The 22,792-nt window shown below is 44.4% G+C and carries 23 protein-coding genes and 2 tRNA genes; 11 read left to right on the top strand and 14 right to left on the bottom strand.

The annotated features are described in order from the left end of the window. A partial coding sequence (locus tag CAG69_RS01310; protein ID WP_161442332.1) for an outer membrane protein occupies window positions 1-926 on the top strand: 926 nt, incomplete at its 5' end. Between the two features lie 44 nt (window positions 927-970). On the opposite strand, the gene CAG69_RS01305 is transcribed toward CAG69_RS01310, so the two are convergent. The 5 genes from CAG69_RS01305 to CAG69_RS01285 all read right to left on the bottom strand — a co-directional run bounded on the left by CAG69_RS01305 (window position 971) and on the right by CAG69_RS01285 (window position 3,683). Next, window positions 971-1,585: a sugar O-acetyltransferase gene (locus CAG69_RS01305; RefSeq protein WP_161442330.1), complete on the bottom strand. Its 615-nt coding sequence runs from the start codon at window positions 1,583-1,585 to the stop codon at window positions 971-973. Window positions 1,586-1,790: 205 nt separating this feature from the next. Continuing rightward, window positions 1,791-2,102, bottom strand: a complete 312-nt coding sequence (locus CAG69_RS01300) for a hypothetical protein (protein WP_046874879.1) — start codon at window positions 2,100-2,102, stop codon at window positions 1,791-1,793. 208 nt (window positions 2,103-2,310) lie between these two features. Further along, complete coding sequence (locus CAG69_RS01295; protein WP_012841889.1) at window positions 2,311-2,745, bottom strand: Mpo1 family 2-hydroxy fatty acid dioxygenase; 435 nt, start codon at window positions 2,743-2,745, stop codon at window positions 2,311-2,313. Between the two features lie 77 nt (window positions 2,746-2,822). Beyond that, a complete protein-coding gene (locus CAG69_RS01290) occupies window positions 2,823-3,176 on the bottom strand; it encodes an MmcQ/YjbR family DNA-binding protein (protein ID WP_005393450.1) in 354 nt (117 codons plus the stop codon). A 24-nt stretch (window positions 3,177-3,200) separates the two neighbouring features. After that, entirely contained in the window at window positions 3,201-3,683 is a 483-nt protein-coding gene (locus tag CAG69_RS01285; RefSeq protein ID WP_046874878.1) for a MarR family winged helix-turn-helix transcriptional regulator, read from the bottom strand. Between the two features lie 110 nt (window positions 3,684-3,793). Between CAG69_RS01285 and CAG69_RS01280 the strand changes: the two genes are divergently transcribed. Further along, window positions 3,794-4,681: a DMT family transporter gene (locus tag CAG69_RS01280; RefSeq protein ID WP_161442328.1), complete on the top strand. Its 888-nt coding sequence runs from the start codon at window positions 3,794-3,796 to the stop codon at window positions 4,679-4,681. A 173-nt stretch (window positions 4,682-4,854) separates the two neighbouring features. Here CAG69_RS01280 and CAG69_RS01275 read toward each other — a convergent pair whose 3' ends face one another. Next, complete coding sequence (locus tag CAG69_RS01275; protein ID WP_161442326.1) at window positions 4,855-6,351, bottom strand: EAL domain-containing protein; 1,497 nt, start codon at window positions 6,349-6,351, stop codon at window positions 4,855-4,857. Between the two features lie 388 nt (window positions 6,352-6,739). On the opposite strand from CAG69_RS01275, the gene CAG69_RS01270 reads away from it, so the two are divergent. Beyond that, window positions 6,740-7,186, top strand: a complete 447-nt coding sequence (locus CAG69_RS01270; RefSeq protein WP_046874876.1) for a DUF3291 domain-containing protein — start codon at window positions 6,740-6,742, stop codon at window positions 7,184-7,186. A 222-nt stretch (window positions 7,187-7,408) separates the two neighbouring features. Further along, window positions 7,409-7,705 carry a YkgJ family cysteine cluster protein gene (locus CAG69_RS01265; RefSeq protein ID WP_074191235.1) on the top strand — a complete coding sequence of 99 codons (297 nt, stop codon included), beginning with the start codon at window positions 7,409-7,411 and terminating at the stop codon, window positions 7,703-7,705. 138 nt (window positions 7,706-7,843) lie between these two features. On the opposite strand, the gene CAG69_RS01260 is transcribed toward CAG69_RS01265, so the two are convergent. The 8 genes from CAG69_RS01260 to hppD form a co-directional block, all read right to left on the bottom strand. Further along, window positions 7,844-7,920, bottom strand: a tRNA-Val gene (locus CAG69_RS01260). A 33-nt stretch (window positions 7,921-7,953) separates the two neighbouring features. Further along, window positions 7,954-8,030: transfer RNA gene (locus CAG69_RS01255), tRNA-Val, on the bottom strand. Window positions 8,031-8,209: 179 nt separating this feature from the next. Further along, the gene (locus tag CAG69_RS01250; RefSeq protein ID WP_161442324.1) at window positions 8,210-8,548 is read right to left on the bottom strand and encodes a hypothetical protein; all 339 of its coding nucleotides are present in this window, start codon (window positions 8,546-8,548) and stop codon (window positions 8,210-8,212) included. Between the two features lie 120 nt (window positions 8,549-8,668). Further along, the gene (locus CAG69_RS01245) at window positions 8,669-9,328 is read right to left on the bottom strand and encodes a DUF2726 domain-containing protein (RefSeq protein ID WP_046874874.1); all 660 of its coding nucleotides are present in this window, start codon (window positions 9,326-9,328) and stop codon (window positions 8,669-8,671) included. A 196-nt stretch (window positions 9,329-9,524) separates the two neighbouring features. After that, window positions 9,525-10,193 (bottom strand): maleylacetoacetate isomerase, encoded by a 669-nt coding sequence (gene maiA / locus CAG69_RS01240; RefSeq protein WP_161442322.1) that lies wholly within the window; start codon window positions 10,191-10,193, stop codon window positions 9,525-9,527. Window positions 10,194-10,214: 21 nt separating this feature from the next. Continuing rightward, window positions 10,215-11,252, bottom strand: a complete 1,038-nt coding sequence (locus CAG69_RS01235) for a fumarylacetoacetate hydrolase family protein (RefSeq protein WP_047008690.1) — start codon at window positions 11,250-11,252, stop codon at window positions 10,215-10,217. A gap of 9 nt (window positions 11,253-11,261) precedes the next feature. Beyond that, on the bottom strand, window positions 11,262-12,392 hold the full coding sequence (locus CAG69_RS01230; protein ID WP_005388948.1) for a homogentisate 1,2-dioxygenase: 1,131 nt from the start codon (window positions 12,390-12,392) through the stop codon (window positions 11,262-11,264). Next, a complete protein-coding gene (hppD, locus tag CAG69_RS01225; protein WP_005377835.1) occupies window positions 12,385-13,458 on the bottom strand; it encodes a 4-hydroxyphenylpyruvate dioxygenase in 1,074 nt (357 codons plus the stop codon). The genes CAG69_RS01230 and hppD overlap by 8 nt, the downstream gene beginning before the upstream one ends. Window positions 13,459-13,997: 539 nt before the next feature. On the opposite strand from hppD, the gene CAG69_RS01220 reads away from it, so the two are divergent. The 7 genes from CAG69_RS01220 (at window position 13,998) to CAG69_RS01190 (ending at window position 22,772) form a co-directional block, all read left to right on the top strand. Then, window positions 13,998-15,104 (top strand): M20/M25/M40 family metallo-hydrolase, encoded by a 1,107-nt coding sequence (locus CAG69_RS01220; protein ID WP_161442320.1) that lies wholly within the window; start codon window positions 13,998-14,000, stop codon window positions 15,102-15,104. A 259-nt stretch (window positions 15,105-15,363) separates the two neighbouring features. Continuing rightward, window positions 15,364-16,974, top strand: coding sequence for a peptide ABC transporter substrate-binding protein (locus tag CAG69_RS01215; RefSeq protein WP_161442318.1), 1,611 nt, complete (start codon window positions 15,364-15,366; stop codon window positions 16,972-16,974). Between the two features lie 143 nt (window positions 16,975-17,117). Next, entirely contained in the window at window positions 17,118-18,038 is a 921-nt protein-coding gene (oppB, locus tag CAG69_RS01210) for an oligopeptide ABC transporter permease OppB (RefSeq protein ID WP_005377838.1), read from the top strand. A gap of 9 nt (window positions 18,039-18,047) precedes the next feature. After that, window positions 18,048-18,980, top strand: coding sequence for an ABC transporter permease subunit (locus tag CAG69_RS01205; RefSeq protein ID WP_005377839.1), 933 nt, complete (start codon window positions 18,048-18,050; stop codon window positions 18,978-18,980). Between the two features lie 10 nt (window positions 18,981-18,990). After that, window positions 18,991-19,974 carry an ABC transporter ATP-binding protein gene (locus CAG69_RS01200; protein ID WP_161442317.1) on the top strand — a complete coding sequence of 328 codons (984 nt, stop codon included), beginning with the start codon at window positions 18,991-18,993 and terminating at the stop codon, window positions 19,972-19,974. 9 nt (window positions 19,975-19,983) lie between these two features. After that, window positions 19,984-20,976 (top strand): ABC transporter ATP-binding protein, encoded by a 993-nt coding sequence (locus CAG69_RS01195; RefSeq protein ID WP_130546047.1) that lies wholly within the window; start codon window positions 19,984-19,986, stop codon window positions 20,974-20,976. Further along, complete coding sequence (locus CAG69_RS01190; RefSeq protein WP_161442315.1) at window positions 20,976-22,772, top strand: aminopeptidase P family protein; 1,797 nt, start codon at window positions 20,976-20,978, stop codon at window positions 22,770-22,772. The genes CAG69_RS01195 and CAG69_RS01190 overlap by 1 nt, the downstream gene beginning before the upstream one ends. Window positions 22,773-22,792 lie beyond the last annotated feature (20 nt).

The raw sequence follows: 22,792 nt of genomic DNA, 5'->3' as shown, positions 1-22,792 counted from the left end.
CCTGCTACGATTGTGACACAACCTTCGGCCTGCAGCTTGATTACTTTTACAAGGCATTTCGAGCATCCGCACAGATAGTCAAGCGTCCGCAAGATCATTGGAGCTCGCCCCAATTAGAGTGGGCATATTTAGCTTATACCTATAAAAATGTAGAGATACGTGGGGGACGATTGAGGCTGCCGCTATTTTTGATGTCTGAGTATAATTATGTCGGTCACGCTTTTACCCAAGCTCGACCACCAAATGAAGTGTATGACAGCATATTAGGCATCACTGCTTACAATGGTTTATCCATTCGCTGGAATCACGATCTCAATGAGCAAATCATGCTTACTGCAATGCCGTTTATAGGGTTTAAAGACAGCAGTGATGTCACCCTCAACGAAGAGACTGAACTGAAGATCGAATCAGACAACACAGCCGGAATAAACTTAACACTCAGCGGAAATGCCTACCGTTTGAACTTTTCTTATCTACATGGCGATTATGACCAAACTACGGTTCTCTCTAATACCAAGCAATCCACACCTGAAGGGGGAGCCATGTTAATTGACCGTTTGGTTCTAAAAGAAAAAGGCAATACGATTGACCAGTTTTCTCTAGGAGTAAGGTATGAGCTCGATAACGTTGTGATAATGGCGGAAGGACAAACCAGCAACATTTCCTCCTCTTGGTACGCAACAACGAGTTACAACGTGAATAAATTGACCCCCTACATAGTTTACGGCCAGCAGTTTAATAGCAGTGATACAAAGAATGGGGACAGCTATCTGTTTGGGGTGAGATACGACCTAGATTATAACGTGTCACTGAATGCTGAATGGCAAAAGTTTAACGCCCACAATAACGATACTGGCGCGTTTTCATCGATACCAGAAGATAACAGCGCCAATCTTTACACCCTGATGTTAAATTTCGTTTTTTAACTTTTCTATACTGACACCGTATAAACCATGGGCATTTACCTTTGTTATCGTTGATACATGTTGTGCGTGATTTGACGCTCTTTGTAATAGAATTCTTTGTCATGTTCGCCTATCTCTCGCAATACACGACACGGGTTCCCTACCGCAACAACATTACTTGGTATATCTTTCGTTACCACGCTACCAGCACCAATTACGCTGTTTTCTCCAATCTTGACGCCAGGCAATACCACTGAGTTAGCGCCGATCCATACATTATCACCAATATGAATAGGGATATTGAATTGCGCAACTTCTCTTCTGAGCTCCGGTTCAATCGGGTGTCCTGCCGTTGCTAGTGTCACATTGGGTCCAATCATGACGCTATTGCCAATGTAGATATACGTATCATCGACTAGGGTTAAGTTAAAGTTTGCATACACGTTATCACCAACGTATGTATGCCTCCCCCAATTCGCTCGAAGCGGCGGCTCAAAATAGCAGTTGTCACCAACAGCGCCGAGCAAACGTCGTAATATTTCTGTACGCTTTTCAGATTCAGAAGGCCGAGTTTGATTGTAATCGTAAAGAACTTCTAAACACTTTGTTTGCTGCTCGACTAACGCTTCATCATTACAAAAATATATTTTCTGACTATGAAGCATTGATTCACTATCCATAATATCCTCCGTTCTATCTCAGTAGCTTCAGGCTGCTGGAACACCTCGCAATACGAGTTCCTGTCAAGATTGGCTAACAGAATGCATGATGTCGTTTTTTGCAATAAGTTTAATGACATGCTTGCGAGGCCTAACGCAAAATACCGAATAACTTGAAAGAAATATGTGAATCAGACGAGTAAATAACACAAAGCTCGATGCAGAGTTAGCTTTGTTTGTCTCGTTTCATTTTCAAGCGCTTTTCTTTACGTCGTAACGCTCGGAAAAACTTCGACTCCTCGTGATACCAGCCGATAACACTAACCGGGAAGCCCACTAGCATCATGATAAAAAGATCCGCGGGCAGTTGCTCCAAAATATCACTCAAGGAGTGCAGCTCACCAAAAATGAATAAACCAATGACTTTACCAAGCAATAGTGCGCAACAAATCATAAAAAAAGACTTCATGATGTAATGCCATTTGCCTTTTTTACGCTCTTCTCGCCAATAGGCATATTTATGTTGTCGGTCGTACATTCATCCCCCCAAGTGACAATGTCACTAGCCACAAACATTCAGGCAAAGTAACGGCTTTAGCTGCACTCTAATGATAGTGTGAATCAGAAGCGAATGCTTGTCATGGCAATGAGAAAGCGGCACATCATGCTGCGCATTTTACGACCTTATGGACGCTAGCATGATCGTGCAATACAGGGAGATATCAGCTTGTTAATTACGGAGTGAGTTAATGTTTTCGGAACACCCAAATTGGACCAATAAGAAGAAACTGCAAATCTTCGAAAAAAGACGGTTTCTTCCCTTCTATTTTGTGACCAATGAACTGCAAGATCCACAGTACACCGAATAGGAGCATCGAAATATGCAGTACGGGCAGCGCCAATACCTCCAAAGACCATATCAGGCCGATGCACGCTAATGTATACCCTAACATCATCATAAAGACGCTGAGAGACAAACGAAAATAGAAAACCCATACGGGTATGACAGCAATCCAGACCCAGTTAAACTCGAAACCCAAGATGGAGATTTGAGGAATTGACCAAATTAGACCGACCACAGATAGGTAAATACCCGGAACTGCGATTGTGTGAATCTTTTGGTTGATAGGGTTTTGATGGCTCTCCCCATATTCTTTTAGCCATTCAGATAATGCTCGCATATCATTCCTACTTTTCCGCCTACTTATTCTTATATAGCTTGAGGATGGAAAAGGTGCGAATTTTTCTGTAATAGCTATTACTGACCAAGCAATGCTCGTTGCACTTTTGGTAGTTTGGCAACGACGAGAGTATAAGAGCGTTCACATAAATCCTGAATCAATCCATCTTCCACATCACCATTAAAATAAACCGTTATCCAGTGACGCTTATTTAGGTGATAACCAGGAGTGATGTCCGTAAACTGCGATGTTAAGACTTCTCCATCTTCTGGTTTTACTTTTACGCTGACATACTCCCGACCGTTTCTCTCTGCAATAATCGCAAACATTTTACCTTTGATTTTGTATACAAGCGCTTCTGGCCCAAATGGGAAATCACTCTCTGCACACATAAAGGTACTTAAATAACCTTCTAACTCTTTGCTTCTCATTCCGTCCCACCCTTCCTGTATCTTTTACTCAAACAAAGGCAATAGTAGCCTTAACGCCTGGTTAACCTGCGCTTTCTCACTACCTTCTAAACCATGTAGCAGCGATTGCTGAACGTCCACATGCTCTAAGATCAACTTGTCAATTAAGGTTAAGCCCTTTTCGGTTAACTCAACGGTGACACTGCGTCTATCTTCTTTACTGTGTGTTCTGGTAATAAAGCCTTTCTTCTCGAGTTTATCTAATCGGTTCGTCATCGCGCCCGAAGTGAGCATCATCGAATCAATTAGCGCCGAGGGAGTAAGGCAGTATGGTGAACCTGCTCGGCGAAGTGTCGCCAACACATCAAATTCACCCATCTTAAGATCGTACTTCTTATGTAGGTCTGCGACCCGACACTCCATGTGCTTAGCAATTCGCATTAGCCGGCCCATAATTGCCATCGGTTCAGTGTCGAGCTCTGGCTTCTCCTTAGCCCACTGCTCTACCACTCTATCAATTGCGTCCATGGTTTCTCTCCAAACGTCATTTAATTTTTATTTTAACATAAAGATACTTTACAAAAAGTAACCTTACCGATATCTTTACAATTAATTATCTCAACGTAAAGATATTTAACATGAACATTTTTCTTGCAATGATCCCGGCTTTTTTTTGGGGGACAACTTATGCTGTTACTCAGTTTACGCTTCCGGACTGGCCTCCCGTTTTACTTGGTGCGCTAAGAGCATTGCCTGCGGGTCTTTTGCTCCTCGCAATAAAGCCATCTTTCCCGAAAAAGAGTGAATGGAAAGTGCTGCTTGTTTTAGGAACTATCAACATCGCTTGCTTCTTTGGTCTCATTTTTGTCATGGCGTTGACGCTTCCTTCTGCGATCTCAGGTGTAGGTATGGTATCAGTGCCCGTTTTTGCGATGCTGTTTGGCTGGGCAGTCTATAAGCGCCAGCCAAGCGCAATACAGGCAATAAGTGGAGCGACTTTGATTGCTTTGGCTTGGTTCTTATTTGATCCTAGTTCTATTTCGCTCAACCCTATGGGTTTGCTGGCGATGATCTCCGCCATCATGTGTATTGTGGTAGGCAGTAGCGTAACGAAATCACTAGGAACGAAAATGCATTGGTGGACAGTATTAACATGGCAGCTCATTTTGGGTGGTGTGATTATGTCTGTCGCAACAAGCGTGCTAGCAATAAACAATCCAGAGCCATACGTTACAGCCATTCAAAACTTATCAATGACGAACACCCTTGGGCTGCTGTGGGTGATCATTCTGAACACTGCATTAGGCTACGGCATGTATGTTTGGCTATTGCAGCGTATGTCGGTCGTTGACTTTACTTTTGGTGGCATTGCCAACCCCGTTGCGGGCATTGTGTCAGGTTTGCTGCTATTAGGTGAGACTTTCACCCCTCTCCAATACAGCTTGATGCTAGGGATGATTGTTATGTCATTGCTCCCTCAATTGATCGCTTCATTAAAAACTAAAAAAGCCGCCCTTTCTTCCTAAGTAAAATCCTAACGCCCGATGCTAAAATCGGGCGTTCATATTCTCTGTAAACTCTGTTTGAATTCTAAGACTTCAACAGGTTTTTTATGGAGCAGTGAACCCAAAAAGGTTCAGCAATAAAAAAGGTGCCGAAAGACACCTTTAATAATGAATACGCCCCATTATGCCTTGCTTTAAGTCATCACAAGGTTGTTAATAGGCTCTGGTTTAGCGTAGACATACCCTTGAATAAGGTAAATAGAATGCTGAGCCAAATACGCGACTTGAGTCTCGCTCTCTACACCTTCTGCAATCATCTCACATTCCGCTTTCTTTGCTGCCGAGACAATAGAATCTAACACTTTCAATTTTTGGTCATCAGAGCCTATTGGATCGATGAACATCTTATCCACTTTTAAGCATCGGATACCCAGATCTTGCAAATAAGAAAAGCCGCCATACCCAGTCCCAAAATCGTCAATTTTGAACTTGTAGCCTTTATTCGCCAGATACAAAATCTCTTTTTTCGCTGCCTCTGTATCTTTTACAGGAATTCGCTCGGTCAACTCAAAATGCACTCTCTTCGGACATGGCCAATTCAGTTCTGACAGTAACTTAGTGAGTTCACCTGATTCTAAATGGGAAGAAACAATATTGATACTGACCCACACATGCTCAGGTAATACACTAAGATCTTGTATGATTTTACGAATAAGCTGATTCGTCATTGGGACAATCAGACCACTTTCTTCTGCAGCGCCAATGAACATGTTTGGCGACACCATACCCTCACGACGAGACCACCGAATCAGTGCTTCATACCCCACTGTCGCACCATCACGGCTATCGACAATCGCTTGGTAATAAGGGACAAATTCCGCATTATTAATCCCATTCTGGATCAAGCCTTTGATAGACTTTCTCAAGCTCTTACTGGACACATATACAAACGCAAAAGCCAGCCCCATAAGCACACTGACTAGGCCTCCCCATAGAAAGACTCTTTCCTGAGCATAGCTCTTCAGTTTCTCGCCACTGTGTATTTTGATGAGCATATTGGCTTGAGAATCAGCCGAGAAGAATAACTCCTTTGAAACTGCCGCTTCTTCTGCTGCAATGGCTGGTTTTCCTCGACTTATTGTTAAATCTCCAAATACAGGCTCATCATATATAAACTCGACGAACAAACAGTCTTCACAAGGCGTTTTTATCACTTCTTTAACCCAACTATTATCGAGAACCCAGATAACTTCGACATGTTCATTTTCATAAATGACCATCCACTCAACTTGATCTTGGTGTTCCGGTAAAATAAGTGATACAAAAAAGTTTTCGCCAAGCTGAAATCGTTGCGCATTGGATAAATGAGATACTTCGCGACCAATCGTGGAGCATGTTTTACCGTCATTCGTTTCCATCGCAATAAAACGGATGTAACGATTATAAAAACGTGGGTCGCGTAATGTTCTAACATCACTATTACTGCACGTGAAATCTAACTGCGAAACCTGCTTTACAATCGCCTCATCCAAATACATGGATCGTTGGTGTAAATAATCGACATAGGTGTCTATTTTAGTCTCTTTGATATAGCTGATGTAAAAATTGGCTATTGAATTAAAAGCCACAACAAAAACTGCAATGGGAACTAGGCCAAGCAAAATGGCATTTCTTGTTATCTTTGTAATCAAAGTTCCTCCTAACGTTCAGCCAAACAACTTAAATTAAAGAGTGACATGAACACTATCTCACGTTCACACACCAAAAAGTGAGGATCGAATCTCAATAAGAAGTATAGAAGCGCAAGGCTTGCCACAGAAAATGAGAGTACTGCTGCATATCCAAGATAGCAACTCTCTTGAGTGAGACTTACCGACGATAATCGCGAGAAAAGAGGGGCTTATGCTCAACATAACCAATGTATAAAACGACTTTTTTGCCATCCAATGACTCGCCACAGTCACTAACTTTCTAATTGACCTTTGAAGGCACTAGCAACACACTGCATGATAAAATAGGAAAAGCTACTTAGAGCTTTTTACCAGCATTACAGGCTTATCGACCAGGGAGGGTCATGAAATGAAATTAGCTCAATTAAATATTGCGCTTGCTAAATACCCTTTGGATGCACCAGAAATTAAAGAGTTCGTAGACAATTTGGACTTAATTAATGGTATAGCTGAAGAAAGTGAAGGCTTTATCTGGCGTCTAAAAGACGACTCCGGCGATGCAACAAGCATTAAATTATTTGATGACCCGAACATGATTGTAAACATGTCTATTTGGGAAAGTACTGACTCACTTAAAAACTTTATGTTTCGTACCGGTCATAGAGATTTCATGCGCCGAAAAAGCGAATGGTTTCATCGTTTAGCGGAGGATAGCTATGTTCTGTGGTGGGTAGAAGACGGTTATATACCAACACCACAAGAAGCCTTGTTACGCCTTCAGCATTTGCGCGAAAACGGAGATACGCCATTTGCTTTCACATTTAAAACAAACTTTACAGAAGCAGATCTTGTGTAAAGTACGTGTATAACAAAAAATCGCGTTCAAATTTATACTGACTATAAGGTTAATTGGTGTGAATCACTGTCAGTTCTACCGACTTACTCGGAAAGGCGCGCAAGTGAACGCATAAAATGCGTTCACTAGGTTTATCATTCATAGGGTGTTCTATTTTAGAAATAAAGTTCATTCGTGTTAAATTTACGGTACCATGCACAATTGACCAAATTGTAGTTATTCATGATTATACCAACTAAAACTCCCTCTCCCCTGCCCTCTGATGTATCTTGCTCTAACTGTAAGGCTTGTTGTTGCCGTCTCGAGGTTATGATTATTTCAGATACTGGCGTACCTGAAGAGTTTATTGCACGTGACCAGTATGGAGGCGAAACCATGATGCGGCTAAATGATGGTTGGTGTGCAGCTTTAGACAGAGACACATTAATGTGTACGATTTATGAAAATAGGCCTTGGATTTGCCGCGAATTCGAAATGGGCTCCAATGAATGTTTAGATGAACGAGTTAAATTCTTGTAAAACCACTCAAATTTACACTGATGGCAATGCGGAGTATTTGTAGAAAGTGTGCAAAGGAAAAGTAAGGTGTTTAAATCTGAGTATCAACAAATTATGGATACAAAAAAGCCCACCGTTTGGTGGGCTTTTTCTAAAATTTGGTGGGTCCGGGCGAACTCGAATCGCCGACCCCTACCATGTCAAGGTAGTACTCTAACCAACTGAGCTACGGACCCAAATTTTTATGTTCCTAACCATTCAATTCAGAATGGTGCGTCCGAGTGGACTCGAACCACCGACCCCCGCCATGTCAAGGCGATACTCTAACCAGCTGAGCTACGGACGCATTTCTCTGGAACGACGAGGATATTAGCTATAAGCGAACGACGGTGCAAGCACAAATTTACCAACTTTGAACCGTTTGGCGAAAATGTAAACTCAACACGCGTTTTCAGATGATTTTATCGACAAGGACTGAGCCTGCTGGGTTTAAAAGTGTGATCTATATAACTTTTATTATCTCACTTAATTGTCGTAAGGCACTTCACTGAGCATCCAAATCTGTAAGGTTTGCGATACCTTAGGGCAAGTGCCGAACAAAGTCTGATATTTAGGTTTAAATGGTTCGCCGATATAGGTTGTACGGATCAACTCTCCTGTTTTGACATCCACTTGAGTGCTCACCCTGCCTTTGAAGTTTTGAAATATGACAAACTGCTCACTGTGGTAAACCATTTGCTCTCGGTAAAACAAGAAATGATCTTGGGGTGTCTCCGTTAACTCACACTCCAGTGGTTTCAAATTAGGTATCGCACTCACATTAGATGCGATGAACAACGCTGACAAAATCCATCCGTATCGCATATGGCTTCCCTATTCTGCACTCTTTTTCAAAGTATAGGTCTTGCCTTGGGGACTGATACAAAAAAGGCTTTGATCATCTCGAATCAAAGCCTCATCCGTTTTGCTGTTCAACTGTCGTCTTTAGTCGTCCGACTCAAACACCACATTGTAATTCTCGGTGTAAGTACAATTTGGTTGGCGGCTGCAAGTAAAGAAGCGTCGACCTTTGAATTCACCTTGGCTTGCGGTTTTAATGATCATCGGACTGCCGCATTTTTTGCAAAAGCGCACTTCTTTATCAGGCTCAATCAAATCTATATGTGCCGCAAGCAAACGACGTAATCGCCCAACTTGATAACTGTGCTTTATCGAAGCGCCGATTAAAGGTAGGTTTGCTGTCTTACAAACATGGATCAGTAACTTTTGTCTTTCTACCTTGCCCTTGCTTAACTCTTGCCCGTTATCCAATTCAACGATCACACGCGGCTCTAGCGTCCTAGGATCACAAATAACGTAATCAAAATAACTTCGAGATATGCGATTGTTCGCGACAAAAAACTGCTTCTTATTTTTGATTTCTTTTGGCGTAACCAAACTGGACATGTTTACTTTCGCGAATACTACGGCATGCTCCCCTACCGCCGCTCTTAACGCATTATAGAACGCACCCTCTTGACCTCTGAGCAGAGGACCTTTCGAGCGATAAGGATAATCACGCGTGTCGTCGTGCTTAATCACGTACTTTTGAATAACAAAGAAGAATAAAACCAGAAGAACAACAATGATAAAAATGTTGGTCATAAATAAAGTGCATCCAAAACAACTCGTTGCTCAAAGCGTAAATGGAAATGCTATGCAGAGCAACAAAACCTCGCAATTTTGAGGAGCCACTATGATAGCGTGATACAGAAAATTTGACTCCCCAATAAAAACGAGCCAATCACACACTTGGATTGGCTCGTTTAAATTTTTTGTTAATACATTATGATGCTAAGAATCAACTATTAGCGTCTGGCTGATTCTCTGGCATCGCATCAATAAAAGCAGGCAGTTGATTGCATGACTGCACAACCGCGTTAATGGTTGGATAAAGAGAAGTATCTACACCAAAGCGTTGTGCGTTATAAAATTGTGGTACCAGACAAATATCGACAATAGATGGCGAGCTTGTCAGGCTAAACTTACAATCACCATTTAGTTTACGATGTTTCTGAAGTTTCTCTTCTAATGCTGTAAAACCTTTGTGAATCCAGTGATGAATCCAAGCGACTTTGCGCTCTGGCTCGCAAGCTAACTCCCCCTCTAAATACTGCAGAACTCTTAAGTTATTCAGGGGATGAATCTCCATTGCAATATCCTGAGCCAAAGCCAGTGCTTGATATCGAAGCGGCGTTTGCTCGGGGATCACAGTGACATCCGGGTAGTGTTCTTCTAAGTATTGAATGATCGCCAGTGACTGGGTTAACTGAACCTCCCCATCCACCAACACAGGAACCAGTTCAGAAGCGTTTAACTCATGGTACTCGTCACTGTGTTGTTCGCCACCATTGCGCACCAAGTGTACCGATTTTGAATCATACGATAACTCTTTAAGATTCAAACAAATACGCACACGATACGCCGCTGAAGACCGCCAATATCCGTACAAAACCATGCTATCGCTCATATCGTCTCCCAACTGGCGCTCTTAATGCTTGAGATATTGGCTAACTTGTTGGTCAATCGAGCCAAAGATGTTGTTGCCATCCGCATCGAACATTTCCAATCTGATTGAATCTCCAAACGACATGAAGTTAGTCGACGGTTTACCATCACGAATGGTTTCAATCATGCGAACTTCCGCGATACATGAATAGCCAACGCCACCCTCCTCAATCGAAGTGCCATGTTCGGTGCCTTGCTTATTAGATACCGTGCCAGAACCAATAATCGCCCCAGCAGATAGCGGGCGCGTTTTAGTCGCATGAACAATTAAGTCTGCAAAATCAAACGTCATATCGATACCCGCATTTGGGCGACCAAACGGCTTGTGGTTGTATGTCGAGACCAATGGTAAATGCACTTTGTTCTCGTACCACGCATCGCCTAGTTCGTCAGGTGTTACTGCCACAGGAGAAAACGCAGAGGAAGGTTTAGATTGGAAAAAACCAAACCCTTTAGCTAATTCTGCGGGAATTAGTCCACGCAGCGACACATCATTCACCAGCATGATCAAACGAATCGACTCCTGAGCCTCTGCAACACTCGCGCCCATTGGTACGTCACCAGTTACCACAGCAACTTCACCTTCGAAATCAATACCCCATTCATCACTCGCAAACTCGATGTTGTCACAAGGTCCAATAAAGGCATCAGAGCCTCCTTGGTACATCAACGGATCCGTCCAAAAACTTTCAGGCATTTCAGCGCCGCGAGCTTTTCGAACCAACTCAACGTGGTTTACGTAAGCACTGCCATCAGCCCACTGATAAGCGCGAGGAAGCGGCGACTCACAGTAGTGCGCTTCAAACTCTTCATACCCTGCGACCGTACCGTTGTTCAGTGCGACGTACAGCTCTTCCAGCTGCGGTGCTAGCGCATCCCAGTTATCAAGCGCCACCTGCATCGTCGGTGCCAAATTCATTGGGTGGAAAATTTCTGTCGCAGGTACGCAGCGCGTTAAGTCTTTGCTCACGACCATCAACAAACCGTCACGAGTGCCATTTTTCTTGGTTGCTAATTTCATCCTTGCCTCTTACTTCTCTTGCCAGCTATAGACGTATTCTTTGTTTTCTACTTTTTCCAGCTCATCCGAAAACTGAAGTGCGTGACGCGTATCAATCATGACCGCGACTTCGTCGGTAAAAGTTTTCTTATGCTCTCGCCCTGCTTTGAAAGCTTTCGGGTGAGGGCCATGTGTAAATCCTGCTGGATGGAATGTCACCATACCCGCTTCAATGTTGTCACGACTAAAGAAGTCACCTGCATGGTAGAACAAGACTTCGTCATAGTCGTCATTGTTGTGGTAGAACGGTACTTTGAGCGCTCCAGGATCACTTTCAATTGGACGAGGAACAAAGGTACACACCACAAATCCTGCTCCTACAAATGTAGTATGTGCAGAAGGTGGTAAGTGGTAACGATGTGACATGAGTGGACGAATATCACGCCAATTCACTTTTACCACCGCCAAATCACCATGCCAACCAATCGCATCCAACGGGTTGAATGGGTAAGTGATAACACTGACTTTATCGTGGCGTTTCACCTGAACCTGTGTTTGATTCTCAGAATATTGAGCACGGAACTGATCGTTGATCGACGGCGTTTCCAAAACCGCAGGATCAAACACCGCGTGGTTTCCAACCATGCCTTTTTCGGGCAATGTATAAGCCGCATCGGTGTTTTCAATCATCAGAATGAACATCGGCTCGCTTGGTTCTAAACGCCAGCTCGTTGAGCGCGGGATCATGACATAATCCCCTTCGCTCACTTTCAAATGACCATAATCACAATACAGATCTGCCGTACCTTGGTGGATGAATAGCAGTTCGTCGCCATCAGCGTTTCTCACCAAGAAGTCCATTTTTTCATCCATACGCCAGACACGAACTTTACAATTCGCGTTGTGTAATAGATGCGGGACTGCCCAAGGGGTAATATGGCTGGCTTTCTCGACTAAATTAAAATCGAACGCTCGTGGACGTAGCTCGCCCTCCCACTCAGACCATCCCGTTGGGGCATGTTGATGATGAAAATGTGTTGCGGGGCCAAAAAAACCACTTCGACCTGCCTCACGTTCATAAATTGCCTCTTCCGGGAAGTCAGCATGCGCTTGTTTAGAGCACACTCCCTCCCGGTGAGGGAATGTGATCCATTTATGCATCGCTCAATACTCCTCGGCGAATTTGGTCTTCTTCTATCGATTCAAACAACGCTTTGAAGTTACCCTCGCCAAAGCCTTCATTGCCTTTACGTTGGATGATTTCGAAGAACACAGGGCCGATAACGGTTTGAGTAAAGATTTGTAGCAAGATGCCATCTTTCGTTGGCGCACCATCAATAAGAATCTGCAAATCACGAAGCTTGCTTACATCTTCACCGTGACCTTCAACACGCTGATCGACTTTCTCGTAATAAGTATCTGGCGTTGGCATAAAGTCCATGCCTCGCTCACGCAAGGTTTTGACCGTTTCGTAGATGTCGTCAGTGGTCAATGCGATGTGTTGAATACCTTCGCCATTGTATTCACGGATAAACTCTTCAATCTGTGATTTATCATCTGACGACTCATTGATAGGAATTCGGATTTTGCCGCAAGGTGCGGTCATCGCGCGGCTGACAAGACCAGTCAGCTTACCTTCGATATCGAAATAACGAATTTCGCGGAAGTTACCAATGCGCTCATAGAAACCAGACCAGACATCCATGTTGCCTTGCTTAACGTTGTGCGTTAAGTGGTCGATTTCGTAAAGACCAACATTCGCTTTTGATAAACGCTCATCAGCATCATCATAAAAACGAAAATCGACATCATAAATGCTCTGCTTTCCATAACGATCGACAAAATAAAGCAAGCTTTCACCGATGCCATAAATAGCAGGAATGCTTAGCTCCATCGGCCCAATTTCCGTTTTATATTCTTTACCGCCATTCTCTAACGCATGCGCCAGAGCAACGGTAGCGTCTTTTACACGAAATGCCATGCCACAAACCGACGGACCGTGAACTTTGGCGAATCCCTCAGCTTGGCTATGCGGCTGCGCATTCACAATAAAGCTAATGTCACCTTGTCGATATAACCACGCTTCTTTTGAGCGATGCTTTGCAATTTCCGCAAAACCTAACGATATAAACAGATCTTTAAGCTGTTGAATGCCTTTGTTGTCAGCAGCGGTATATTCAACAAACTCAAATCCGTCTGTTCCTAGTGGGTTATATGCATCAACCATGACTTTCTCCTTGTCTCAGTAGCTTTTGTTTGGACTTATTTTTCTAACTTGGCGCAGGTCTTGAGAAATTGGAATACGTGGGGAGAAATCTTTACCTTGGCGATTTTTACGCACAATTGTAAAATATATGTTACACACAGTAGGCGCATCGAACCCACTTTCGTAAACATCAAACAAACTGCTTATTTTCAATATATTAGAGTGATATTTTCGGCTTTACGCCAACACACAAAATGTAAACAAGTTGTTACTTTGGCATTTTATCTTGGCAACGTAGCTCAAAAAGTAAAAGGGGATGGAAAGTCTATTGCACCCTATCTCTATCCGATTTATTCATTTGATCCTGCAAAACATCAAAAGTAATGTTTCGTGACGCTTCATACAGTTCGAAAGGCTCATCGGTCAGAATCGTGTCATGGATACTCCTTTATTGATTCACCTCAGTTTTATTCAAAAGTAACTGTGCCATAAGTGGTGCTCTGTTCCCTATCGAGCCCTAGCCACAGTGCTTCACGCTCGATCAGAAAAAGAGACATCTAATGACACACATCAATCAAGAACGCCTAGTTGAACACTTTTGCCAACTAGTACGTATCGACAGCGAATCAAAAAACGAAAAACAAATTGCAGAAACACTGGCAGAACAGCTAGGCGAGCTAGGCTTTACCGTGCACAAGCTTCCAGTACCTGAGCACATTTCTAACGGCTTTAACGTGTACGCTCGTTTAGAAGGCAAAAAAGACGGCTCTATCCTAATGAGCTGCCACATGGATACGGTCACACCGGGCATTGGCATTGAGCCAATCATCGAAGACGGCATTATCCGTTCAAAAGGCAATACGATTCTTGGTGGCGATGATAAATCTGGTATTGCTGCCATCATGGAAGCCGTTCGTTGTATTCAAGCGGAAAACCGTGAGCACAAAACGTTAGAACTTGCTTTCACCGTGTATGAAGAAGGCGGTTTATTCGGTTCACAATACTTCGATATGTCACACGTCACTTCAACGGAAGCAATCGTGTTAGATACGGGTGGTCCTATTGGCACTATTGTGACCGCAGCCCCTGGCCAGCAAAAAATCGTGGCAACAATCAAAGGTCGACCAGCACATGCAGGGCTTGCGCCAGAAGAAGGCATCAGTGCGATCATGGTGGCGGCAGATGCCATCAACCAAATGAAGCTGCTTCGCATCGACGAAGAAACGACAGCCAACATCGGTATAGTGAATGGCGGTCAGGCCACAAACATTGTCATGCCTGAATTAAAAATCGTGGCAGAAGCACGCTCCCTGAATGGCGATAAACTAGATGCTCAGGTCAATCATATGATCTCAACATTAGAGTCTGTCTGTGAAAAACACGGTGCAGAAGTCGAAATTGAATCTAGCCGAGCCTACGACGCTTTTGTTATTGAAGAAAACCACCCACACGTAAACGCTATACAAGCAGCGTTTGCAGAGTTGGGAATTGAGGCTTTCACAAAAGGCACTGGCGGCGGTAGCGATGCTAACAACTTTAACAAGAAAGGTCTCACAACGGTCAATCTTTCAACTGGCATGGCAAAAGTACACACGACAGAAGAGTTTATCGCGGTAAGTGATATGGTCAAAATCACTGAGTTCGTAAAACATTTCCTAGTCAGTTAACGTCGTACCTTTTGAAGAACAGACGAACTACCCTCCCCTTTTAGCGCGCTTGAAGGGGATTTTTTTATTTGCGCGAAACAAAGCCTACCCCGTAATGCAGACTTAGTACTGGCTCCATATCAATCCCTCAGCTCACTTTTTGATACCAAATAGCCCAACATTTGGCACCTTGTTACAACATTGTTAAAACTAGATTGTGTAGACAATTTATACAATATACATTTCTGGCATCTTTCAGGATGAAAAGGGTGAGACAAGGATGAAATTACCTAAGTTGCTTTTATTAGCGTCGATGATGAGTCCAATACTGACAACATCAAGCTATGCCGCGCCGTATCCCGCAGGTGTGACCCTCGATGAGACACAAGAAATTACGCTAAACAATGGGGCTGAAGTTACTTCTATTGACCCAGCCAAGCAAGCCGCAGAGCCCGCTTTTAATCTCGGTCGAGACCTATTTGAAGGTCTGGTCATTCAAGATAAGCAAGGTAAAACCATTCCTGGTGTTGCTGAGTCTTGGTCAGTCAATGACAACAATACGGTTTATACCTTCCACTTACGTGATGCAAAATGGTCAAATGGCGAAACGGTCACTGCACAAGATTTTGTCTACAGCTGGCAACGCTTACTGAATCCAAGCACTGCTTCGCCGTACGCTTGGTTTGCGGCCATTCCAAATATCGAAAACTCACAAGCCATTATGAAGGGCGAAGCAGAACCCGAGTCCTTGGGCGTGAAGGCGCTGGATGAAAAAACATTCCAGGTAACACTCGAAGAGCCTATTCCCTTCTTTACGAAACTATTAAGTCATCCAGTGCTTGCACCCGTTCATAAAGCGACCGTTGAAAAACATGGCAACCGTTGGACCCAGCCTGAGCATATCGTTACAAATGGGGCGTTTACTGTCTCTGAATGGAAAGTTAACGAAAAACTAGTGATGGTTAAAAACCCACATTATTGGGACGCAAGCAATGTAGTGCTGGAAAAAGTCACCTGGCTACCAATTGGTGATGCAAATGTAGTGCTAAACCGCTACCTAGCCGGTGAGATAGACCAAGCAGTTTCCATTCCTGCCGCTCAGAAGAAAAAGTTAATTCAACAACGCCCACAAGAAGTGGCAAGCACCAGTGCGTCTCTTGGTTCCACATTCTATTACCTCAACACTCAACAAGGACCAACAAAAGACGTGCGGGTCCGTAAAGCCCTCTCATATGCCATTGACCGTCAACTGTTAACGAGTGTTATCTTGAGAAACGGTGGGGTTCCAATGTATACCCTTGTGCCACCTCAAACAGATGGTTTTAAATCTCACACTCCTGAGTTCGCAACTTGGAACCGTCATAAACGTATCGAAAAAGCGCAGCAATTACTGTCAGAAGCTGGATACGATAAAAGCAATCCGCTTAAGTTAACGTTTACCGTACCAACTTTCTCGATGGACGTAAAAATGGCAACAACCATGGCAGGCATGTGGAAAAGCCGATTGGGTGCGCAAGTCACGATAAAACAGCTAGAACCGAAAGTGTTCTACGCACTTAAAGAGCCGACCGACATTACTCGCGGCGGCTGGACGGCCGACTACAATGAAGCCTCTACATGGTTGGATATCTTCGTTTCTAGTCGCGAGTACAACGATTCTCGTTATAACAACCCGCAATACGACGAGTTAATGGCTCGCTCAAAGACCATGAGCAACCCATCAGAACTGTATCTACAAGCAGAAAGCATGCTGATTGAAGACATGGCCATTATTCCTATTTATCGTCCGTGTAACGATCAATACCTCATCAAGCCTTATGTGGGCGGCTACGAACTGACAAACCCTGAGTCGTCGTACTACCGCAAGAATGTCTATGTGAAAGCCCACTAAAAGCATGTTTTCGGTCTGAGTCGGCAAGTTCAATGTTTACTTGTCGTTCCTCATATCTCTCGGTGGAGAAGGCAACCTGAGCTCAGACCATTTTTATTCATAACCGTTCGAAGTGATTTCGGATGACCAGAGGATGATGGATCATGATTTGGTACATTGTTAAGCGATTAGCTATCGCTATCCCCACGCTTTTATTCATCGCACTCGTATCATTTTGGCTGATGCACATTGCACCAGGGGGACCATTTGATATGGAACGGCCTATGCCAGAAGTGGTACGTGCGAATATCGAAGCAAAATTCCATTTGGACCAGCCCTTCCTTACTCAGTTTTGGATTTACATTGGTAATTTCATACAAGGAGATCTCGGTCCGAGCTTCGTTTATCAAGACTTCAGTGTTACACAGCTCGTCGCACAATCATGGCCAGTGTCAGCAGTATTAGGCGTACTCTCTTTTTGTATATCCGTTCCACTTGGCATGCTACTTGGCACCATTGCGGCATTGAACCGAAATAGCCGCCTAGATTACGGCCTGATGACACTTTCGATGACTGGAGTTGTGGTTCCGGCTTTCGTGCTTGCTCCAGTTTTAGTCATGATTTTCGCTATTCAGCTCGGCTGGTTCCCTGCTGGTGGTTGGGAAGGAGGAAAGCTGGCTTTTCTTGTTCTTCCCGTGCTCAGCCTGGCGATTGGCTCCATTGCGAGTATTGCACGCGTCATGCGTGGCGCAATGATTGAAACGCTCAACCAACCATACATTCGAACGGCAAAAGCCAAAGGTTTGTCCACAACCTACATTTTATTCCATCACGCTTTGCGACCATCCCTGATTCCCGTTGTTGCGATGCTCGGCCCTGCGTTTGTGTCTGTCGTGACAGGCTCGGTAATTATCGACATTTTCTTTGGTACAGGTGGCATGGGACAACACTTTGTGTCTGGGGCTCTCAACCGCGACTACGGCCTAGTAATGGGCATTACTCTGATTGTCGCTTCACTCACTATCTTCTTTAACCTTGTGGTCGACTTGCTATATACGATTATCGACCCTCGTATACGCGTTTAGGAGTCCGGCATGTTAACGATCAAAAAACTGGATACACAAGCTCTTCAAGATCAAGTCGTCGACAATATTGAAGCCGTCGAAGGTCGCAGTCTTTGGCAGGATGCATGGACTCGATTTCGTAAAAACAGAGCCGCGATGACATCAGTGTATGTTTTGGCGTTCATTACCTTATGCATCACCTTCGGCCCCTCTCTTGCCGCTTTTGGCCATGATGAAATTGACTGGGAAGTGCTCATCGATCCATACGAGCTAGGGAAACCTTCACTGAGCAGTGGCCATTACTTTGGTACTGATGACCTCGGGCAAGATGTCTTTGCTCGCACGATGCAAGGTGGCAGGCTCTCTATTTTGGTAGGTTTTGTTGGCGCCTTAGTCGCCGTTGTTATTGGTACGATTTGGGGAAGTATTTCCGGCTATCTTGGCGGCGTTGTCGATAGCGTAATGATGCGCATTATTGAGGTGCTCGATTCGGTGCCATTTATGTTTATGGTTATCCTGTTTGTTACCCTTTTTGGCAACAACATCTACCTGATTTTTATCGTGATCGGAATGGTATCTTGGCTGGGCATTGCCCGTGTTGTACGTGGTGTCACCTTCGGTCTAAAAAAGCGAGAGTTCATCGAAGCCGCACACTCTATTGGGGTTTCTAAATTGACAATTGTCCGACGCCATGTTCTGCCTAATGTTCTTGGGATCGTGATGGTTTATTCCTCCTTAATGGTACCAGGATTCATTATGTTCGAATCGTTTTTAAGCTTCTTAGGGCTTGGTGTTCAACCACCAGACACGAGCTGGGGAATCCTAATCTCCGAAGGCGCAAAAACGATTGACGTTGCATTGTGGATGCTGCTTTTTCCCTCTCTGTTTTTAGTTGCCACCCTCTTTTGTTTTAACTTCATCGGCGATGGCTTGCGTGATGCTCTTGACCCGAAAGACCGATAAGGACAAACCCATGCTATCTATTGAAAACATGAACGTGCGCTTCGATACGCCAGATGGGCAAGTGCAAGCGGTCAGTAATCTCTCCTACTCGATTAAAGCGGGCGAAACTCTTGGGATTGTTGGGGAATCAGGTTCGGGAAAAAGCCAGTCTGTTTTCGCATTAATGGGGTTAACCGCGGACAACGGCGCCGTGTCTGGAAGCGCAATGTTCCACGGTGATGATTTACTCGCGATGTCGAAAAAGCAGCTCAACCGCATCCGTGCAGAGAAAATCGGAATGATCTTTCAAGATCCGATGACGTCACTTAATCCATTCATGAAAATTGGCAAGCAGCTTTGTGAAGTTCTTATGATTCATAAAGGAATGACTCGAAAACAAGCAAAAATTGAATCGATTCACATGTTAGATGCGGTGCGTATTCCCTCTCCCGAAACTCGGATGAATCAATACCCTCACGAATTATCTGGCGGAATGCGTCAGCGAATCATGATAGCGATGGCCTTGTTGTGTAAGCCAGAGTTGTTAATTGCAGACGAACCAACCACCGCGTTAGATGTAACCGTTCAGGCTCAAATTTTGACGCTATTACGAGACTTGCAACAAGAGTTCAATACGGCAATTTTACTGATCACTCACGATATGGGCGTCGTCGCCGAGATGTGTGATCGCGTATTGGTCATGTATGGTGGTCAAAAAATGGAGCAATCCGATACCGAGACATTGTTCGCTCAACCTGCGCATCCCTACACTCAAGGCTTGCTAAAGGCGATTCCTTCCATCACTGAAGACATGCCGCGTTTACCAACCATCCCAGGTAACCCACCAAGTGCGTTGATTAACCATCAAGGGTGTCCGTTTAGAGAGCGGTGCGAGCATCGAGAGACGCGTTGCCAATACGAAACCCCACGGTTTTCCCAATTAAACACGAGCCAGTCCATTGCCTGTCACGTTAACGCACCCAGTGTTATTACTCCTATTCAAATAAAAGCTTAAGGAGGCATTATGAATAAAAAAGAAGTCCTCATGTCTGCTCGTGATTTAAACGTCCACTTTCCTGTGTCGCGTCACCTTATTCCAAGTCGACGTAAAATCGTGAAAGCGGTCAATGGTATCGACTTAGATGTTTATCGAGGTGAGACACTTGGCATTGTGGGGGAATCAGGCTGCGGAAAATCAACGCTTGCACGCGCCTTACTTCGCTTAATTGAACCTACACATGGCGAGTTGACTTGGAAAGATCAAGACATGCGCGGGTTTAGTAAGAAAGAGCTTTCCTCTCGACGTAGAGAATTTCAGATGGTGTTTCAAGACCCATCCGCTTGTTTGAATCCGAGGTTAACCATCTCAGAATGCATCGCCGAACCACTGCTCACCCATGAGCCGCAACTTAAACGGGCAGAGGTAGAAAAGCGTGTCATCGCTATGATGGATAAAGTGGGTCTCTTGGCGAGCCAGCGAAACCGCTATCCACATGAATTTTCCGGAGGTCAATGTCAGCGTGTGGGCATTGCTAGAGCGTTAATTCTTAATCCAGATTTGGTCGTGTGTGATGAACCCGTTAGTGCGCTAGATGTCTCCATACAAGCTCAGGTCATCAATCTTCTAGATGATCTTAAACAAGAAATGGGGTTAACACTGGTGATGATTGCGCACGACTTAAGCGTGGTGCGCCACATCAGCGACCGCGTTATGGTGATGTATCTTGGTAAACCTATGGAAGTAGGACGTTACGATAAAGTATTTGATGATGCACAACACCCCTACACCAAAGCACTGTTATCTGCTGTCCCGATAGCTAATCCGCAATTAGCACGTGACCGTGAAATACAACTATTGCCCGGCGACCTTCCTTCTCCACTTAACCCACCTAGCGGTTGCGTTTTTCGTACTCGATGCCCAGAAGCAACAGAAGTATGCGGGCAACAGAACCCAATAAAAACAGGCTCGGAGCAGCATCATATCTATTGCTCAAATATGACTTTAGGAACCATTTAATGAACAATACTAACTCAGTAAACCAACGCCTTACGTTATTGCGTGAGGCAATGTCCTTTCACGACGTGTCTGCATATATCGTGACCAACAATGACCCACATAACAGTGAATACTCAGCGGATCATTGGTTAGCGCGAAGCTGGATTTCAGGTTTTACCGGCTCAGCAGGCGATGTCGTCATTACCCAACAAGGTGGTGGCCTGTGGACTGATGGTCGTTACTATATTCAAGCTGAAGAACAGTTACACGGGACAGGACTTGAACTGTTTAAAGCCAAACAACCAGAAACGCCGACAATTGCTAAATGGCTGGCTACCACGCTCCCAGAAAACAGTATTGTCGCGGTTGACGGGCGCGCCATCAGTTACGCTTTTTATCAAGGCCTCAAACAAGCCTTTGAAACGAAAAACATTAAGATCATTGTCGACCTGGATTTACTCACACCGATTTGGCTTGAAAGACCACCTCGCCCAAGTGCACCCGTATTCGTGCACCCCACCGATTTTGCTGGCGTTGACACTGAAAATAAGTTAGCGAGAATCCGTTCTTGGTTAACCGAGAACCAAGTAGATAGCTTATTAGTGTCAACGCTAGATGATGTCATGTGGACAATGAATATTCGAGGTGGTGATACGAATTACTGCCCAGTTTCTGAAGCCTATCTAGTCGTAGAGCAATCACTTGCGACACTGTTTATTGATAAAGCCAAACTGCCTCAAGACGTTGAAAGAGCGCTGACCGAGCAGAGTGTACACATTCGCCATTACAACTACGTAAGTCAGTATTTGAATCAGCAATGTGAGGGATTATCGCTCGCTTTTAACCCGACCCACACAGACAGCTTATTGGTGAGTTCGATTGAAGGGAATGTGAATCTAAAGCCAATGGCTTGCCCTGTAACGGCAATGAAGGCCATAAAAAATGCGACCGAGCTAACTAGCCTAGAACAGGCATTAACAGATGATGGTGTGGCAATCGTAAGGTTTATGAACTGGCTCAAAGAGCAAGTTCCAAGCGGACTCGTTACAGAATTGTCTGCTGAGGCACAACTGAATCACTATCGCCGTCAAACCCGACATTATGTGAGTGACAGTTTCCGCACTATCGCAGGCTTCGCAGCTCACGGGGCAAAAATGCATTATGCCGCCGATGAAGAAAGCAATGCGGCAGTCAATGAAAGCAACTTCTTTCTCGTCGATTCTGGTGGCCAATACCTTGGCGGGACAACAGACATCACCCGTACTTTCCACTTCGGGCCACCGACCATTAAGCAGCGCAAAGATTATACCTTGGTGCTCAAAGCGGTCATCCGACTGACTCAGACTCGATTCATGAAAGGCTCTACGGGTGCCAATCTTGATATCATGGCGCGTGGCGTCTTATGGCAACATGGTATTGATTACAAGTGCGGCACTGGACACGGCGTAGGCATTTGCTTGAATGTTCACGAAGGCCCACAAAATTTCTCGCAAAGCCACCACGAGGTTGAGCTAAAACCGGGTATGGTCATTACTAATGAACCAGGCGTTTATCGCGAAGGTGAGTACGGGGTAAGAATAGAGAACATTCTTAAAGTTGTAGAAGTAGAACAAAATGAGTTCGGCACGTTTTACGGTTTTGAGACTATCACTCTTGCTCCAATTGCGACCAACGCCCTTGATTTATCAATGCTAGATCAAGCAGAGCTAGACTGGCTCAATCATTACCATTCACGAGTCTATCAAGCACTTAGCCCTTTTCTTGATACGCAAGATAAAAACTGGCTTCAACGCACAACCCAACTTATTGAGAAATAGGATATAAGCCAGTTTTATAA

This window comes from Vibrio sp. V43_P6S15P86, from assembly GCF_009904725.1.
Lineage (GTDB): Bacteria > Pseudomonadota > Gammaproteobacteria > Enterobacterales > Vibrionaceae > Vibrio > Vibrio diabolicus.
Note: the sequence above shows the minus strand (reverse complement) of the source record. Positions and strands in the feature narration are given on the sequence as shown.